Source organism: Companilactobacillus sp., from assembly GCF_022484265.1.
GTDB lineage: Bacteria > Bacillota > Bacilli > Lactobacillales > Lactobacillaceae > Companilactobacillus.
In genome coordinates, this window is record NZ_JAKVLR010000001.1 from 1,270,618 (window position 1) to 1,288,039 (window position 17,422).

Consider the following 17,422-nt stretch of genomic DNA (forward strand, 5'->3'; position numbering starts at 1 on the left):
TGATTCGTCTTGGCGGGACGAATCGCAACGATTCTAGGGTGGATCGATACAAGGCCCAAAGTAAGTTCAACAATCTAGTTGATAAATTGGGCCTTGTATCAAAGCTCAGTTATCGTTGTCAAAAACTATTCTTCCATAGTTGCAAACTTCTCTTTGATTGTATTTGCAGAGTTCTCTAGTTTAGCCTCTTCTTCATCCGTTAACTTCAAATCATTAACGTACTCGATGCCATTTCGACCAACAACTGCTGGTTGTCCAAGATAAGTATCATATTTTTCATTATAGGAAGAAACAGGACACTCAAGTTGAGAATCAGAGATAACTGATTGCGCCAATTTGACTGCGCAAGTTGCAATTCCAAAGCTGGTATATCCTTTACCTGAGTGGATAGCCCAACCACCACGTCTGATTTGTTCTTCAAGATCATCGAAGTCTAGGTCTTTGCCGTTTTCTTCGGCATATTCTTCGATAGGATGGTTATTGATCGTTACAGTCGACCAAGCAACAAACTGTGATTCACCATGTTCGCCTAAAACATAGCCATTCACATTTTTATAATTAGTATCAAAATTTTCTGCGACGATCCGTTGCATTCTAGCTGTATCCAAGAACGTTCCTGTAGCTAAGCATTGTTCCCGTGTGAATCCAGCTGTTCTTTGAAGATAATGGGCGATTGCGTCGCAAGGATTCATAGTATCAATCAAGACTCCGTTAAATCCTGATTCAGCAATTTTAGGAGCGATGTCTTTAACGATCTCTCTTGTATATTCAAATTCTGCCCATCGATTACCTGAGTTATTATCTAGTGCGTGGATATTTCCAGAAGTTACAAATAAAATATCAGCATCTCTTAATTCAGAATAATCTTGAATTTTAATAGTAGTCGAAGTGTCCAATCTAGCTTGGCAATCTTCCAAGTCGAGTTGTTCAGCAACGGCCTTGCCTTCGTCGGCATCGATCAAGACCAACTCATCAGCAATTCCTTTAGTTACCAATGTATATGCTACGGTCACGCCAACGTGACCTACCCCGATTATTCCGAATTTTCTCATAGTCCTGTTCTCCTTTGTGTTTTTAGTCGTTCATTATTCGTAGTAATAACGGCTACTTATTATTAGTAGAATTATTCTACTTGTTGTACCCAGCCTTCTGGTGCTTCAACAGTACCGAATTGGATACCTGTCAATGTGTCGTATAGTTTCTTAGTTACAGGTCCAACTTCAGTTTCACTGTAGAAGACATGAAGCTTACCATTATGTTCCAAACCACCAAGTGGCGAGATTACAGCTGCAGTACCACAGGCACCAGCTTCAGCGAATTGATCAAGGTCGTTAACATCGATCTTCTCTTCTGAAGCACCCATGCCCAAGCGGTTCTTAGCAAGCCATAGTAATGAGTATTTTGTGACACTAGGTAAAATTGAAGGTGACTTAGGTGTCTTAAAGACGCCATCTTTAGTGATACCAAAGAAGTTAGCTGATCCAACTTCTTCAATGTATCTATGTTCAACTGGGTCTAAGTAAACACAGTCGGCGAAGCCATTTTCATGAGCGTTTTCTGCAGGAAGTAAACTAGCTGCGTAGTTACCACCAACTTTAGCTTGACCAGTACCTTTGTGAGCAGCACGGTCATATTGTGAAGTTGTAAAGTTGACTGGTGTTAATCCACCCTTGAAGTAGTTACCTACAGGCATTGCGAAAATTGTGAAGATGTATTCTGGTGCTTGGTGTACTCCGATGACACCACCAGTACCGATAATCAATGGTCTTAGATAGAGAGTTGCTCCGTTTCCATAAGGTGGAACAAAGTCTGCGTTAGCCTTAACGACTTCCTTTGCTGCCTCAACGAATTTATCTTCTGGGAATACTGGCATCAAGAGTCTTTCACAGGATCTCTTGAATCTAGCTGCGTTTTGGTCTGGTCTGAACAATTGAATATGATTTTCAGGTGTCCGATATGCTTTCATACCTTCAAAGGCTGCTTGGCCATAGTGAAGAACTGGTGAAGCTTCACTGATATGCAATGTGCTGTCTTCAGTAAGTCCGGCGTCATGCCATTCTCCGTTTTCCCAATGGGCTGTGAAACGATAAGGTAAGTCCATATATTCAAATCCTAGATTATTCCAATCTAATTTTGATGCATCTGCTTTTGCCATGTGATTATCTCCTCTTACACTAAAAAATTTTCACTCATTTCTAAAAAACAAAAAAAGATGGCCATGTTGAATAGATCAACTTGGCCATCTTCGTTAGTCACCTTCTCGAGTTACCAAACATCGATTTTTGAAGGGTTCAACAAAGTCCAAGTTGATGCACAAAATAATCACGACAACGATAATTGACAAAATATTCAAGTTGAGCATTGCTGTTACCTCCTAAAATTATTTGCTTAGATTAGAGAATTATTAGAACTAAGTTGCGTTTATCGTATAACCCAGATTATCGATTGTCAATGTTTTTTAAAAAATAAATCAATATTTTTATTATTTACTAAGCTCTATACCGTACTATAGCCACAATTTGAAAAAGTTTTAAAAAAGAATTTACGACTTGCTTTTCCAATTCATACTATATAATGCCAAAATTAAAATGATTTAAATTCATGAATATAGTCTTTATTTTCGGTTGACATTTTTTAATTATCGTCTAATAATGCAGTTACAAAAATTTGGAGGCGGTATTTATGAAATATACAGTATTAGGAGCAGGAGCAATGGGCCTGCGATATGGAGTTCTATTACAAGAGGCTGGCTACGATGTCGACTTTGTTGAGATCTGGCAGCCGCAAATCGACAAGATTCGAGAACAAAACGGCGTTTACGTTTCACGTGACCATGAGAATAAGCATTTAGTGCCCGTCAACATATATACCCCTGAAGAATACAAAGGTGATCCTGATGTCTGGATCGTCTTTACAAAACAAATGCAATTGGCAGATGCCTTGAAGCGGACTGCTCATGCATTCAAAGACCATCAATATGTCGTTTCACCTATGAACGGAATGGGTCATATCGACAAGTTGAACAACTATTTCGACAAACAGAAAATTATCGGAGCTACTGCCTTGATCGGTACTGTTTTGAACGGACCTGGCGATGTTGACTTTATCGGAGCCGCTGGTGCCGGCAGTATGCACATGGCAAACGAGACTGAAGTCCCAGATGAGACAACCCATCAAATTGTTGATGAATTTCAAAAAGCTAATTTGAATCCTACTTTGACAACTAACTTTTTAGGAACATTGATGGCTAAAGTTATCTTTAATTCAGTTGTTAATACCTTATGTACTATGTTCGAAATCCAAATGGGCGAATTTATCCAATCGCCAGTCGCTGAAAAACTTGGTCGCCAATTGATCAACGAAGCTTTTGACGTCTGCGAACGTGCCAACATCAAATTGTTGAACACCCGTGAAGAAGAATGGCAAACTGTCAAATTCGTCAGCACAACCACTAATCCACTTCACTACCCTTCAATGTATCAAGACATGTCTAAAGGTCGTAACACTGAAGTCGACTACATCAACGGCTACATCTACGAACTTGGACTAAAGTATCACTACGAAGCAACAACTCATGATTACTTGAGAAACTTAGTTCACTTAGCCGAATTCTCACGTGATTTTGATCCTGCAACACTTGAAAAACAAGTCGCTGAAGCTAGCGAAAAATAATCCCAACTAGTCATTACAAAATTCAATCCTTCAAAAAAATGGACATACTACCAATTGGCGTAGTATGTCCATTTTTGATGAAATCGAAATATCGCTTACTTTTCCAAAAAAGTGAGTTAAACTAAAATCAGATAAATTATTAGAAAACATTAATTAATCTAATGATTCAGAAACCATTTGAAAGAGGGATTGACATGAAGATTTATTTATATGGAATTCGTGAAGATGAAAAGGGCTACTTAAAAGAATGGGACGATGCTCATCCCGATGTTGATATCGACTACACAGGCGATATCTTTACTGAAGAAACAGCCGATCAAGCTAAAGGTGCTGACGGTGTAGTTATGGTTCAAACCCAACCATATCCACGTGCAGGTTTGAAAAAATTGCATGATTTTGGCATCAGCAAAATCTCGGTTAGAAACGTTGGCTTAGACGGATTTGACTTCCAAGATCTCCGCGACTTCGGATTTTCACTGACTTATGTGCCAGTTTATTCACCAAATGCTATCGCCGAACATACAACTGGCTTGATCATCAGATTGCTCAGACGAGTTCCAGAATTCGACAAGAAATTTGCCAACGCTGACTTCAGATGGTTCCCAACTATCGGTGAGGAAATTCATGGTAAAACCGTTGGTGTTATCGGTACCGGCCATATCGGTTCAGTTGTTGTCAGAATCATGATGGCAATGGGTGCCAAAGTAGTTGCTTACGATATTGCACCTAACCCTGCCCTAGAAAACTTGGGAATTTACGTAGAAACTTTAGACGAATTATTAGAACAATCAGACATCGTTACAATTCACACGCCATTAGCTAAAAAAGACGTCCACATGATCGACAAAGCAGCTTTCGACAAAATGAAAGACGGTGCGATCTTTATCAATGCAGCCCGTGGTGGACTAGTCGATACCGATGCTTTGATTGCGGCTCTTGATAGTGGCAAATTAGGCGGAGCTGGATTAGACGTGCTTGAAAGCGAAAATGATGTTTTCCAAAAGAAATTCGACAAGATCGAAGACGTTAAGGACCCACAATTCCAAGCTTTGATCAATCGCGACAACGTCATCATCACACCACATACAGCCTTCTACACTACAACAGCCGTTCACAACATGATTTTCGATTCATTGAACGACAATCTCAAGATGCAACAAGGAAAAGCACCAAAATACCCAGTTGATATTGACGCTGAATAACTTTTTTTTGAAACATTGTTGACAAATGTTTTTTTCAGTCGTATATTTATCACCAATCAATTAAAGAATATTTAACTTTATTAGACGTTGAAGAGAAGAGTAGAAATTTTAAGTAGTTATTAGCGACCGTTAGACAGTGAAAGGACGGAACGAACAAAACTTCGAACATGAGCTCAGAGTCTTACCAAAGGTGCAAGCCAAAGGTACGCAAGGATGCGATATCATCCCGGACATGTTAGTGTCGTTGAGGTATTTTGTGTAAGCAAAATATGAATTAGGGTGGTACCACGTTGAGTCGTCCCTGTTTAGTCGTAATAAATTACGGCCTAAGCAGGGGCGGCTTTTTAGTTTCGCTTTGTGACTTCGTCACTTAGCGAAACTTATGGGACGGCCTAAGTGGCCGCGGTATTATCCGCTTAGGAATACAGTAGGAAGAACGTCGAAGACGTTCATATCCCTTAAGTTGTCTAGCATCTCAACTGCTAAGTGCCAAATAATATCCCGCGATTCCTATTAAAAGAAATCCGAGTTCACCTCATAAACTAACTAACAACCGACCACCAAAGATTGAACCACAACCCAATAAAGTTAAACAACAGGAGGAACTATATATGACTATCACAAAACAAAAAATTGGATTCCAACACGTAGGCAGTTTCTTAAGACCTGCAGAATTAAAACAAGCTAGAGCAGATTTCGCTGCCGGAAAAATTGACCATGATCAACTAAGAGCAGTTGAAGATGAGGCTATTACAAATCTTGTCGAACAACAAAAACAAGCTGGTTTGGATTACGCCACAGACGGTGAATTCCGTCGCTCATATTGGCACCTTGATTTCTTCTGGGGATTTGAGGGAGTTAAACACACAAACATTGGACTTGGTTATGATTTCTCAAATGGACGTTCACGTGATGACACAGCAGTCTTAACTGACAAAATTAGTTTTAATCCAGAAACGCATCCCTTTATCCAAGATTTCAAATTTTTCAAAGCAGTCACAGATGATATCGGCGGCATCTTACCAAAGCAAACAATTCCTGCACCAGCTCAACTTTATCGTGAGTTGACTCGTGGCGAAAACCAAGAGGCTTTGGATCGCATCTATCCCGATAAGGAAGAATTCTACCGCGACGTTGAAAAAGCTTATCATGACGCAATCTTAGCTTTTTACAACGAAGGCGCACGTATTATTCAATTGGATGACTGTTCGTGGGGACGCTTGTTGGATAAGAAATTCTTAGCCTCAGACGAAGGTAAAAAATTAGTTGCCGAAAACATTCAAGATATTTACTTGAAACTAAATAACGGTGCTATCGAGGATTTACCTGACGACCTAGTAATCAACACTCATGTCTGTCGTGGAAACTTCCACTCAAGCTTTTTATTCTCAGGTGGTTACGACAACGTTGCCGACAACTTGTTCGGTAAAGAAAACGTCGATACTTACTTCTTGGAATACGATTCAGATCGTTCTGGAAGTTTCGCACCATTAGCTAAAGTTTCTGGCGACAAACGCGTGGTTCTCGGATTGATCACTTCAAAGGATGGCAAGCTAGAAGATAGAAACGTCATCATTGATCGCATCAAAGAAGCCAGCCAATACATTCCATTAGATCGACTATGGCTATCAACTCAATGTGGCTTTGCTTCAACAGAGGAAGGCAATATCATTACCGAAGATCAACAATGGGAAAAATTAAAATTAGTTAAATCAATTCAAGACGAAGTTTGGGGATAACAGGAGGATGTAACAATGACATTAACAAAACAAAAAATTGGATTCCAACATGTAGGAAGTTTCTTAAGACCTAATGGTTTACAACAAGCACGTAAAGCTCATGATAAAGGATTCTTCTCCGATAGCGATTTGCGCGAAATCGAAGATGAAGCTATCAAGGACTTGATCATTAAAGAAAAAGAAGCTGGTTTAGAGTACGTCACTGACGGTGAATTTCGTCGTTCATATTGGCACCTAGATTTCTTCTGGGGCTTTGAAGGCGTTGAACATATTCATTACGGCGAGGGCTATCATTTTGCTCACGAAGAAACTCGTGACGACACTGCTCGCTTATCTGGAAAAATCAGCTTCAATCCGATCACGCACCCATTTATCCATGATTTTGATTTTGTTAAGTCAGTTACTGACGACATCGGTGGTGTCCTACCAAAGCAAACCATCCCTGCCCCTGCACAGCTTTATATCGAATTGATCCGTGGCGAAAATAATGAAAAAGTCAAAGAATTTTATCCTAATCAAGAAGATCTGATTGCTGACATTCAAAAAGCCTACCATGACGCTATCATCGCTTTTTACGATGAAGGTGCTCGCGTTATTCAATTAGACGACTGCTCATGGGGATTATTCTTAGATGAAAATTTCTTAGCTACTCCGGATGGCAAAGCTTATGCCGACTCAGGCATTCAAGATGTATTGCTTGAACTAAACAACGGTGCTATCAAAGACTTGCCAGACGACCTCACCATCAATACACACATCTGCCGTGGCAATTATCACTCAGACTTCGCTTTTTCAGGAAGTTACGCACCAGTTGCTGATACAGTTTTTGCTAAAGAAAACGTCGACACTTACTTTTTGGAATATGATTCAAGTCGTGCTGGCGGCTTTGAACCATTGGCAAAAGTCTCTGGTGAAAAAAATGTCGTTTTAGGTTTACTGACTACTAAATCTGGTCAATTGGAAAATCGTCAAGACATCATTGATCGTATCAACGAAGCCAGTCAATATATCCCATTAGATCGGCTCTGGTTATCCACTCAATGTGGCTTTGCATCAACCGAAGAAGGCAATGTTTTGACCGAAGAACAACAGTGGGAAAAACTTAAATTAGTTAAATCTATTATTGATGAAGTTTGGGCTTAAAAATGTTTGAAAACGTTTTCACAATGTGCTATAAAGGACATAGGGAATAGAATACATTGTCTTAGTTTGGAGGCGCTAATTATGTGGAACGTAATAGCAGATATTTTTAACGGAATTGTTGATTATACACTGAAATTCGACTGGGGATTCCACGACGACGATGAAAAGAAATAACTTACAATTCCGTAAGACAAATGTAAGTAGAATAGATTTAGAATAACGCTTAAAAACTTTAGTATATTTTTCAGGAGGTAGCAATCAAATGAAAAGTCTACTAAAGTTTTTATTGATTACAGTCTTAATTATCGGGGGTTCATATGTTGGGGCATGTCTTTATACAAAAGACCGAACAGATCAGTTTTCTCAAGCCTTAGGTCAGTACAATTTTATGGTCAAGCGTGAGCCAAAATTCGTTAAGATCGACAACAACAAAGGTAAAGATGAAGATGGCTACGGAAATTACGAATACAATCTCATCAGTTACGATTCAGAAGGCAAAGCTCACGACGTAAAGTTTACGGGAATGGGCAAACTCAAGCAGAACCACTACTTGAAACTCGATACTAAAGGCGCTTATGTTTATTCATACGAGGAAGCATTTAAGAGTAATATGCCGAAAAAGGCTTACGCTAAATTGCAAACGCAATAATGCATGAGACATGTCCAATTGGCATGTCTTTTTTGCTGTCTTATTAAATGCATGACAAATGTCATATCCAAGTCATGACACCACACACTATTGATATAGCAGCATTTGCCTTACATTATTCATGTACTCGAAAACAAAGACGGAGTTGATCACATGGATGATGTAATTGAAGTAAAAAACGTTTCTAAATCATTTGGCAAAAAACAAATTTTAAACAATATTAGTTTTTCAGTTCCAAAGGGGCAGATTATCGCCTTATTAGGAGAAAATGGAGCCGGAAAAACCACCCTGATAAATATCATCTTGGGCCTTATTTCCAAAAATATTGGCGACATCTCCATCCTTGGCAAAAAAAGTTCTCAATCCAAAAACGATATGGGCGTCATGATGCAAAATGACATCACTCTCACCCGCATTAAAGTCAAAGAGGTCATCAAACTATACCAGAGTTATTATGAAAGACATTTAAGCTATCAAGAAATATTAAATATCGCAAAGCTTAACCAACAAGAAAATTTATTTTTAAAACAATTATCTGGTGGCCAACGACGCCGATTATCATTTGCGTTATCAATGACCGGGGATCCAGCAGTTTTATTTTTAGACGAACCCACAAACGGAATGGATCCCATCAGTCGTCAGAATTTTTGGGATGAAATCATCAAACTCAAAAAACTTGGCAAAACTATTTTTGTTACTAGTCATCACTTGAATGAATTAGAAAACGTTATCGACCGATTTCTGATTTTACGCGACCAACAAATAATTTTTGACGGTTCATTGGCTGATCTACGAACAAACTCTGGAAAAACTCAAATCAGTTTTGACTCCGAATTAGACTTAATGGTCTTTGAAACTTTAGAATCTATCGACCATGTTAGTCAAACTGGAAATCATTTCATAGTGCTCACTACAAATACCAACCAGGTCGTCAGTGAGCTCACTCCACTACTAACAAATATTCAAAATTTAAAAATCAGTCAAAACTCTTTGGAAAACATTTTCATCACTTTAAATCAGGGGGATCTACAACATGCCTAGTTTTATCTATCAAGCAAAAATGAATTTTGTCCGAATCGTACTCCGTAATAAAAAATTTTTCATCTTTGATTTAGCCTTACCAGTTATTTTCTACTTGCTCTATACAAAAATCCTATCTTCAGGAATGCCCGCAAACCAAATGGCCGCTTGGAAAGTTGATTATTTAGTCAGTATGATGGTCTTCAGTTGCTTGTTAGGATCAATAATCACCGTTTCAAATACATTTCTGGAAGATCACACCAGCGAATTTGATTTGTTAGTCGACATTTCACCGTTACCCAAAATCCAATATTATGCATCCCTAGTAGTGGTCTTTTTAACTTTGAATTTAATCTCAGTCGTCACTCTAAGTCTAGTCGGAATTTTTGTTAATAACGTCAACTTGCCCATTCCCAAATTAATTCTTGTTGTTATCAGCAGCTTATTAGGGACTCTGCCCTTAATCATTATCGGAATTTTGATTTCTAAATTTAAAAATCCTAGTATCATCAACTTACTAAACGGAATGGTATTTCCAGTTGCGATGATTAGTGGACTTTGGTGGCCACTATCAACTCTTCCAAGCTGGTTACAAACCGTTGGAAAAATGTTGCCTACCTATGCAATTTCGGAAATTAATAAATCCATCATTCAAAATCAGACGATTCAATTAAGTAATATATTTAACTTGGTCAGTTGGTTGTTTATACTAATAATTATCACGCTGGCGACCACCAAATTGCCACAACATGGGGAGCTTCAATCAGAATGAAAGAGCTTCAATCAGAATGAAAGAATTTTTGCAGAAACAATTTCTTTTTGATAAAAAATTTGGATTCATGCCTTATTTTTGGATGATTGCATTACTGCTATTCTCGATTCAACCAATCCTCCAAGCACAAGGTTGGGCACGCTGGCTAATCATCTTATTAGGATTGATTTTTGCCAAACTTTATCACGATTCATACAGCTATTCAAAATACATGGATTTAAAAATCGTTGCAGAAATCATCATTGTGATCACCCTGAGTAACTTTGACTCCGGTCCACAATTTTGGATCTATTTAGCCTGGCAAATAGGTTCAATGTCGATCAGTTGGAAAAAGTTTATACAGTACACAATACTGCTTACAATCGCCAGTATAGCCAGTTTGAGTTATTACACCCTCAAAACTGGTGACTTTACCTGGTATGAAAGTCTCATTGGTTTATTCTTTGCGGTTGCTTCACCGTTCGCCGCCAGATCAGTACAGACGATATTTAAGAAAAGAGTTCAACTAGCTCAAGGAAATAAACGCTTGGAAACCATCATTCGCCAATCAGAACGTGGTCGCATTGCCAAAGATTTGCACGATAATTTGGGACAATCGTTTTCTTTGATCACCTTAAAAGCCGAACTAGCTGAAAAATTAATGACCCAAGATACCGAAAAAGCCAGTAAAGAATTACAAGACATTGCCAATACTTCTCCTGAAAACCTAAGCATGGTCAGACAAATTGTCGCTGACTTAAATCGACAAACTATTGCCGAAGCCTTGATTATTGAAGCAAAGAATCTCCAGACTGCAGATATTTTTATGAAATCTAAATCCGAAAGCATCTCTGATGATTGGCCTAATAACGTTCAAAATGTTATCGCTGCGGTCATCAAAGAAGCGGTCACCAATATGTTACGCTATAGTCAAGCGACCGAGGCTGACTTTAATTTTTCAGAAACTGAGACAAATTATTTATTGAATATCAGTGATAATGGTATCGGCATTAAAGACAAGCGTGAGAATAGTTTCGGACTTCATGGAATGGAACAACGAGTCAAATCTTTACAAGGTGCCTTATCAATAACCTCGATCCATGGAACCAATCTCGCTATCTCAATTCCAAAGGACATCAATCATGACTAGTGTATTTTTAGCTGAAGACCAAGAAATGTTAAACACGGCTCTTTCAACCTTATTAAGTTTAGAAGACGATATCGAAGTTGTTGGAACGGCCACCGACGGTCTTTCCGCCTTCCGTAAGATCACCGATTTAAAACCAGAAATTGCCATTTTAGACATCGAAATGCCAGAGTTGACCGGTTTAGAAGTTGCCAAAGAACTTCGCTTATTAAAACAACCAATTAAAATAATTATTCTAACCACTTTTGCTCAACAAGATTATTTTGAAAAAGCCGTTAAGTATGACGTCAATGCTTATCTGTTAAAGGACAATCCAACAGATGAATTAATCGAAACCATTCATCAAGTTTTAGATGGGAAAACAATTTTTTCACCGGAATTGGTTAAAACTGTTATTTCAGCCGAAAAAAATCCTTTAACTAAACGCGAATTAGATATCCTAAAAGAGATCAGCACTGGTGAAAGTTCCAAAGATATCGCCAAAAATGTCTTTTTATCTGAGGGAACTGTCCGAAACTACATCTCTTCAATTTTGAGTAAACAGGTACTAAGTCTAGGATCGAAGCACTAAATGTCGCCAAAGAAAATAATTGGATCTAAAAATACCACCTTCTAATCAATTATGAAGGTGGTATTTATATATAATTATTATAATTTTATTTATTCAAAATCTAATATGCATTAAACATGCTATTCTAACAATTCTGTTTATACTAAAAGATAGAAAGCGGTAACAAAGATATATTAATTAAATCCACTTTCCAAATCTTATATGTTATAGAACTAGGAACATTATTATGTTTACAAAGAAAATTACATTTGAGAAAACAAATACTTTGAAGAAAGCCATCATTGCCGCAGTCGCCGCATCAACGATTGGATTAGCAGCAGTCGGAACCAGCACAGTCAACGCCGCAACAACTTCACAACCAGCTGTTTCAACAGAATCAGTCAGTTCCACTAAAGCTCCAACAACAACATCAAGCACAGACACTTCATCCGAAACACCTGCCAGCACAACAACGACATCAACAAAACCAACACTATCCGGAATCTTATCAGAAATCGGCAGTGCAGCCCAAGGATTCTTCGGGTTTGTCGGCAACGTAATGCAAACAATCACCGCATTATTAACATTTTTAAATAAATTATAATCATCAAACAACTTATCAGGAACAAAATAAAGCCACTTCTTAGAAGAAGATGGCTTTTTTTGAGTCCTTGATTGTACATGTGCTAGGCAATCATTTTTAAAAGTGGCGCACGTTATGCTTAATTACGATCCGACGGAGTCGGGAGTACTACCGCACAATTCACAGTGAACAGACTAACCCTAATTTTTTGCAAACATAAGTCACATACCTTATTTCAAAAAAATTTAGAGAGCTTGAACTAACACTGTTTAGGCGTAGGACGGAAATCGATGCCCCGACCCAATGGTGGCGTTTATGTTAGTCGACGATGACGGCGACTTACATAAAAAGGCAGCTTTGAGATTTTTTCGGGCTTTGAAAAAAGCTCAAAGTGTCTTCACCATGTTCCGGCCGACAAGGGCAATTGATTTCCGTCCGGAGCCGGCTAGCATACCGCCTATTCTGCCTTTTCAACCTCTGACTTCAACGCCACCCCGGTTCGTGACTCGGGATCGTTCATACTATCCTTTGGCGTCCCCTCAAAGCATACTTGGCCACCGTACTTCCCTGCATCTGGCCCCATATCAACCAGCCAATCCGCTTGACTAATCAGTTTCAAATTGTGTTCGATCAAAATCAAAGTATTACCCTTGTTGACCAAACCTTCAAACAATTCGATCAAACGTTTCGTATCATTCAAATGCAGACCAGTAGTTGGCTCATCCAAAAAATAGATACTTCCGGTATGATCTAATTCCATCGCCAATTTCACACGTTGGACTTCACCACCAGATAACGTCGTCATCGCCTGACTAAGATTCAAGTATCCCAATCCCACTTGATCCAGCAAGCTAACTTTTTTATAAATAGCAGGTACGTCTTTGAAAAAATCTAATGTATCGCTGATCGACATATTCAGCACTTCTGAAATATCCTTACCATGATACTTGTACTGCAAAGCTTCTTGGCTATATCTTTTGCCATGGCACAGCTCGCAAACTTGAACAACTGGATCCATGAAGGCCATTTCAGTGATCATGACACCTTTACCTTTACAACGCGGACAAGCACCCTTGCCGTTGTAACTAAATAGTTGAGTTGATACGCCATCGTTGGCTTTACTGAACAATTTTCTAAGTGGATTCAAAATATTCAGATAAGTAGCGGGCGTAGAACGAATATTGATGCCGACTGAATCCTGACTAAGATCGACGTAGTCTTGATCAGAAACTTCTTGTTTGAAAGCATGCACTAAGGTACTTTTTCCTGAACCAGCAGGTCCAGAAACTACTGTCATCACGCCTTGTGGAATCTTGGCACTGACGTCATGTAAATTATGCGAATTAACGTTTTCGACCGATAGCCATGAAGTTGGCTTTCTTGATTCACGAAAGCTTAAAGGTTCCCGTAACATTTTTCCAGTAATAGTATCGGATTTCAACAATTCTGGATAAGTACCCTTGAACGTCACGCGGCCACCGCCTTTACCGGCTTTTGGTCCAATCTCAACAACATAATCAGCGCCAGAGATAATTGCTGGATTATGATCAACAATCACCACGGTATTGCCATGATTCTTCAACTTGTTCAGTGATTTAGTAATCAACTGAATATCGTGTGGATGAAGCCCAACGCTAGGTTCATCTAAAACATAAACTAAATCAGACAAAGAACTAGTCAAATACTTAGCGATTTTGATACGCTGAGCTTCACCACCGGACAAAGTGTCAGTACCACGTCCCAGCGATAAATATCCTAATCCAATATCGACTAAAGCTTGAATTTTACTGCGAAGTTCTCGGACCATTGTTTTGGCTTTCGGATCAGAGATGCTATCCAAAAAGTTCAAGACATTTACCAAGTCCATATCACTAACTTCGGCAATATTTTTACCTTCGATTTTTCCTTTTAAAGCGTCTTGATTCAAACGTGTTCCATGACAAACTGGACAAGGCTTTCTAGTAACAATTTTCGACAAGGCAGCTTCATGGTGACGTCCGGAAGCACTATGAATAACTGAACGGAGCATTCTTGGAACTAGCCCTTCATACAAGGCAGTCCGAGCCCACTGTGCAGGTGGATTCTTGAGTTTTTGACGTGGTGCATGCATGAATAAGTCGTATTCTTCTTTAGAATAATCCTTAATCTTCTTGTCCAGATCGAACAATCCACTATTACCATACTCTCGCCAACGCCAAGTTCCTGGTTGGAATCCGGTAAAGGTCATAGCACCTTCGTTAAGTGACTTATTGGGATCGATCAGCTGGCTTTCGTCAACGTCATCGACATAACCTAAACCTTGGCACTCAGGACACATCCCTTGTGGCAAGTTAAACGAGAACCACTCAGAATATCCGACCCATGGTTTCCCGATTCTTGAAAACATCAGACGTAGAACTGAATAAATACCAGTGTAAGTAGCTAAAGTCGACCGCGAGTTACGACCAATCGGCTTCTGTTCAACCACAATAGCTACGGGCAGGTGGTCAATGCTATCAAATTCTGGTTGCCCGTATTTAGGCAAATATTGTTGCGTAAAACTAGGAAACGTCTCGTTGAGTTCACGACGCGAAACAGCTGCCATCGTATCAAAAACTAACGATGATTTACCCGAGCCAGATAATCCAGCAAAGACAGTCGTTTGATGTTTGGGAATATCTATACTGACATCCTTAAGATTGTTTTCGCGAGCGCCATGAATGCTGATGGCTCCATCCGCAAATAAATCAGACATACAAAATACCTCCGTTCTAAATCAAAACGTTTATGAAAAAATGAATACATCTTATAATTCCAATGTTACACTCCTCATTAATTTTGCCCAAATAAAAAGAACCATCCGCAGATGATCCTTTCAAAAAATTATCTTTGTAATCCAGGCAATTGCCATACGCCATTGATTCTTAAAACATCATCCATGATGGCATTTTTTTCAGCTGATTCTACCTTATGAAGCACTTTCTTATCATCAACTGAAGCAATCTGTGTCATTGTAGGTTGTTTTGCATCAGTCGTAGCACTGTTTTCAACGATGACTTCAGCCATATTGAACAACAAATATGCTCTTCTCATATGACTAGCTGATGTGATCAAAGTAGCACTAGTAGCCTTATCATTGTTCAAGTCACGAATTGAGAACAATGCATTTTCAACTGTGTTAGTCGACAAGTCTTCTTTTTCGATCCGGTTCTTGTTGATTCCTTTAGAAACTAACCATTTTTGCATAGCTGCAGCTTCAGTGACGCCATCTTGAGGAACACCACCAGAAACCATGATCTTTGACTTAGGATATTTCTTAGCAGCCTTCAAAGTAACGTTCAAACGGTCCAACATCGTTTTTTGCATCTTGCCATCTTTACCCAAAGCATAGCCAAGCACAACAAAGTAATGATGACTATCTTTTGGTAAGTTGCTAGGAACCTTAGTATTGATGTCCAAGTTTTGAATATTATCAGCTTGATGAATGGCATCAGTAAAAGTAGCCGTCTTGGTAGGATTTTGAGCCTCTAATTGACTAATGTTCTCATTATAAGTTTGGTCATCCCCATTAGCGTGAGCAAAAGCAGCCAACTTCAAACGAGCGTTGTAATTCTTAGGATGCACCTTCAAAATATTTTTCCAAATGTCATTAGCTTTAGAATTCTTATCTTCCATCCGATAGGTAGAAGCCAAGTCCATCTGCAAATTAGTATCTTGCGGATCTAATTTAATAGCCTGCTTGAAAAGATGTTCCATGATTCCAAAGTTACTTTTGATAGTAACCCCTTTGAAAATCTTCTTCTCATTTTTCTTAAGCTGACCACCATTCCAATAGTAGTAAATAGCAGTATTAGTCAGATCAGACACACGCTGTTTAGTCGGCATCGTAGATTGAACATTTTGCTCAACCTTCTCAGCTTGCTTTTGAGAAGTAACAGCAGCCTGAACCGGAGCCGGTACAACAAAAGATAAAATAATAGCAGAAAAAAGCAGTTTCTTAGAAAACTTCATAATAACCTCCCCATAATTCCCAAAAATATTATTCCATTAATAAAATAACACTGAAATCACCAACAAATTAAAACGCTTACAAATTTTAAAGAAAATCAAATAAAACCATGACGTATGAAGTTATGGGATACGTAAATTTTCGCTCAAAGGGGGCCTTTAGGGATTCTAATCAAAGGGTAACAAATAATACGAGTGATTCGTGGGAAAGAAACGAACCAGATCCAAAATAATAAAAAGACAAAATAACCAAAATTGGTTACTTTGCCTTCAGCCTGAGACCGTGATAATCACAATCTCCTTTTATTTAGTGTAAATATTTACCCTTATAATCCTATGGTTAACACTGACGTTGTATATACATGGCTATCATCATCCAGCAATAACCAGACGTTGTTACCTATTTGATAGTAGTCTTTTTCTTGATTATCTTTATCAAAACATGTGGCCAGCACATCAGTTTTCCAACTAGAGTCCATAGAAACAAAAGTATTTTTTATAGGAACCATTTCACCATTTTTTAATGAATACACTTGGGCCTTATATCCTCTTACATTAACGTTTGTACCATTCGTATTATTTCCTACCCCAGTATATTTAATTGTTGATGAGACGTTACTGACAGTGTCGAAATTGTTAGTGACGCTTGCAGCGTTAGATAGATTTGGAAATAAAAATGCAAGAAATACTATTAATGCCAAAAATAAACTATATATAATTTTTTTCATATTTTCTCCCCCAAAGAGAACATACAACACTTAATCACGTTAATCAAACTAAAAATCAATAATTTAATGGTAATCTGTTGCAAAATTTGACATTTTTAGAGATCCCTAACATAGTATTTAACCTTAGGTTTTAGAACAAAGAATTTGAACAAGAAATGCGTTAAATATTTTAAAAATAGAGGGGCAAAGTGTTCGGATAAACAAAAAATTTGCGCAATAAACATTCAATATTCAATCCCTCTCTAAAAGCA

14 protein-coding genes and 1 pseudogene are annotated in these 17,422 nt (G+C 38.5%); 10 read left to right on the plus strand and 5 right to left on the minus strand.

Features of this window, described 5'->3' with window-relative positions:
- Positions 1 to 125: 125 nt before the first annotated feature.
- Both LKF16_RS06235 and LKF16_RS06240 read right to left on the minus strand, forming a co-directional pair.
- Complete coding sequence (locus LKF16_RS06235; protein WP_291469702.1) at positions 126 to 1,052, minus strand: L-lactate dehydrogenase; 927 nt, start codon at positions 1,050 to 1,052, stop codon at positions 126 to 128.
- 71 nt (positions 1,053 to 1,123) lie between these two features.
- A complete protein-coding gene (locus tag LKF16_RS06240) occupies positions 1,124 to 2,155 on the minus strand; it encodes a branched-chain amino acid aminotransferase (RefSeq protein ID WP_291469704.1) in 1,032 nt (343 codons plus the stop codon).
- A 527-nt stretch (positions 2,156 to 2,682) separates the two neighbouring features.
- Here LKF16_RS06240 and LKF16_RS06245 point away from each other — a divergent pair.
- The 10 genes and pseudogenes from LKF16_RS06245 (at position 2,683) to LKF16_RS06290 (ending at position 12,477) form a co-directional block, all read left to right on the plus strand.
- Positions 2,683 to 3,672, plus strand: coding sequence for a ketopantoate reductase family protein (locus tag LKF16_RS06245; RefSeq protein ID WP_291469706.1), 990 nt, complete (start codon positions 2,683 to 2,685; stop codon positions 3,670 to 3,672).
- Positions 3,673 to 3,866: 194 nt separating this feature from the next.
- Positions 3,867 to 4,874, plus strand: a complete 1,008-nt coding sequence (locus LKF16_RS06250) for a D-2-hydroxyacid dehydrogenase (RefSeq protein WP_291469708.1) — start codon at positions 3,867 to 3,869, stop codon at positions 4,872 to 4,874.
- A 611-nt stretch (positions 4,875 to 5,485) separates the two neighbouring features.
- Positions 5,486 to 6,613 carry a 5-methyltetrahydropteroyltriglutamate--homocysteine S-methyltransferase gene (locus LKF16_RS06255; protein WP_291469710.1) on the plus strand — a complete coding sequence of 376 codons (1,128 nt, stop codon included), beginning with the start codon at positions 5,486 to 5,488 and terminating at the stop codon, positions 6,611 to 6,613.
- A 15-nt stretch (positions 6,614 to 6,628) separates the two neighbouring features.
- A complete protein-coding gene (locus tag LKF16_RS06260) occupies positions 6,629 to 7,756 on the plus strand; it encodes a 5-methyltetrahydropteroyltriglutamate--homocysteine S-methyltransferase (RefSeq protein WP_291469712.1) in 1,128 nt (375 codons plus the stop codon).
- Between the two features lie 262 nt (positions 7,757 to 8,018).
- The gene (locus tag LKF16_RS06265; protein WP_291469713.1) at positions 8,019 to 8,405 is read left to right on the plus strand and encodes a YxeA family protein; all 387 of its coding nucleotides are present in this window, start codon (positions 8,019 to 8,021) and stop codon (positions 8,403 to 8,405) included.
- Positions 8,406 to 8,558: 153 nt separating this feature from the next.
- Positions 8,559 to 9,446: an ABC transporter ATP-binding protein gene (locus tag LKF16_RS06270; RefSeq protein ID WP_291469715.1), complete on the plus strand. Its 888-nt coding sequence runs from the start codon at positions 8,559 to 8,561 to the stop codon at positions 9,444 to 9,446.
- The gene (locus tag LKF16_RS06275) at positions 9,439 to 10,197 is read left to right on the plus strand and encodes an ABC transporter permease (protein ID WP_291469718.1); all 759 of its coding nucleotides are present in this window, start codon (positions 9,439 to 9,441) and stop codon (positions 10,195 to 10,197) included. The genes LKF16_RS06270 and LKF16_RS06275 overlap by 8 nt, the downstream gene beginning before the upstream one ends.
- Before the next feature lie 16 nt (positions 10,198 to 10,213).
- Positions 10,214 to 11,326 carry a sensor histidine kinase gene (locus LKF16_RS06280; protein ID WP_291469720.1) on the plus strand — a complete coding sequence of 371 codons (1,113 nt, stop codon included), beginning with the start codon at positions 10,214 to 10,216 and terminating at the stop codon, positions 11,324 to 11,326.
- Positions 11,319 to 11,923: pseudogene (locus LKF16_RS06285) on the plus strand (response regulator). The gene LKF16_RS06280 and the pseudogene LKF16_RS06285 overlap by 8 nt, the downstream one beginning before the upstream one ends.
- A 197-nt stretch (positions 11,924 to 12,120) precedes the next feature.
- Positions 12,121 to 12,477, plus strand: coding sequence for a hypothetical protein (locus LKF16_RS06290; RefSeq protein ID WP_291469722.1), 357 nt, complete (start codon positions 12,121 to 12,123; stop codon positions 12,475 to 12,477).
- A 436-nt stretch (positions 12,478 to 12,913) separates the two neighbouring features.
- Here LKF16_RS06290 and LKF16_RS06295 read toward each other — a convergent pair whose 3' ends face one another.
- The 3 genes from LKF16_RS06295 to LKF16_RS06305 form a co-directional block, all read right to left on the minus strand.
- Positions 12,914 to 15,190, minus strand: a complete 2,277-nt coding sequence (locus LKF16_RS06295) for an excinuclease ABC subunit UvrA (RefSeq protein ID WP_291469725.1) — start codon at positions 15,188 to 15,190, stop codon at positions 12,914 to 12,916.
- A 128-nt stretch (positions 15,191 to 15,318) separates the two neighbouring features.
- Entirely contained in the window at positions 15,319 to 16,446 is a 1,128-nt protein-coding gene (locus LKF16_RS06300; protein ID WP_291469727.1) for an ElyC/SanA/YdcF family protein, read from the minus strand.
- Between the two features lie 323 nt (positions 16,447 to 16,769).
- On the minus strand, positions 16,770 to 17,171 hold the full coding sequence (locus LKF16_RS06305; protein WP_291469729.1) for a hypothetical protein: 402 nt from the start codon (positions 17,169 to 17,171) through the stop codon (positions 16,770 to 16,772).
- Positions 17,172 to 17,422: the final 251 nt, after the last annotated feature.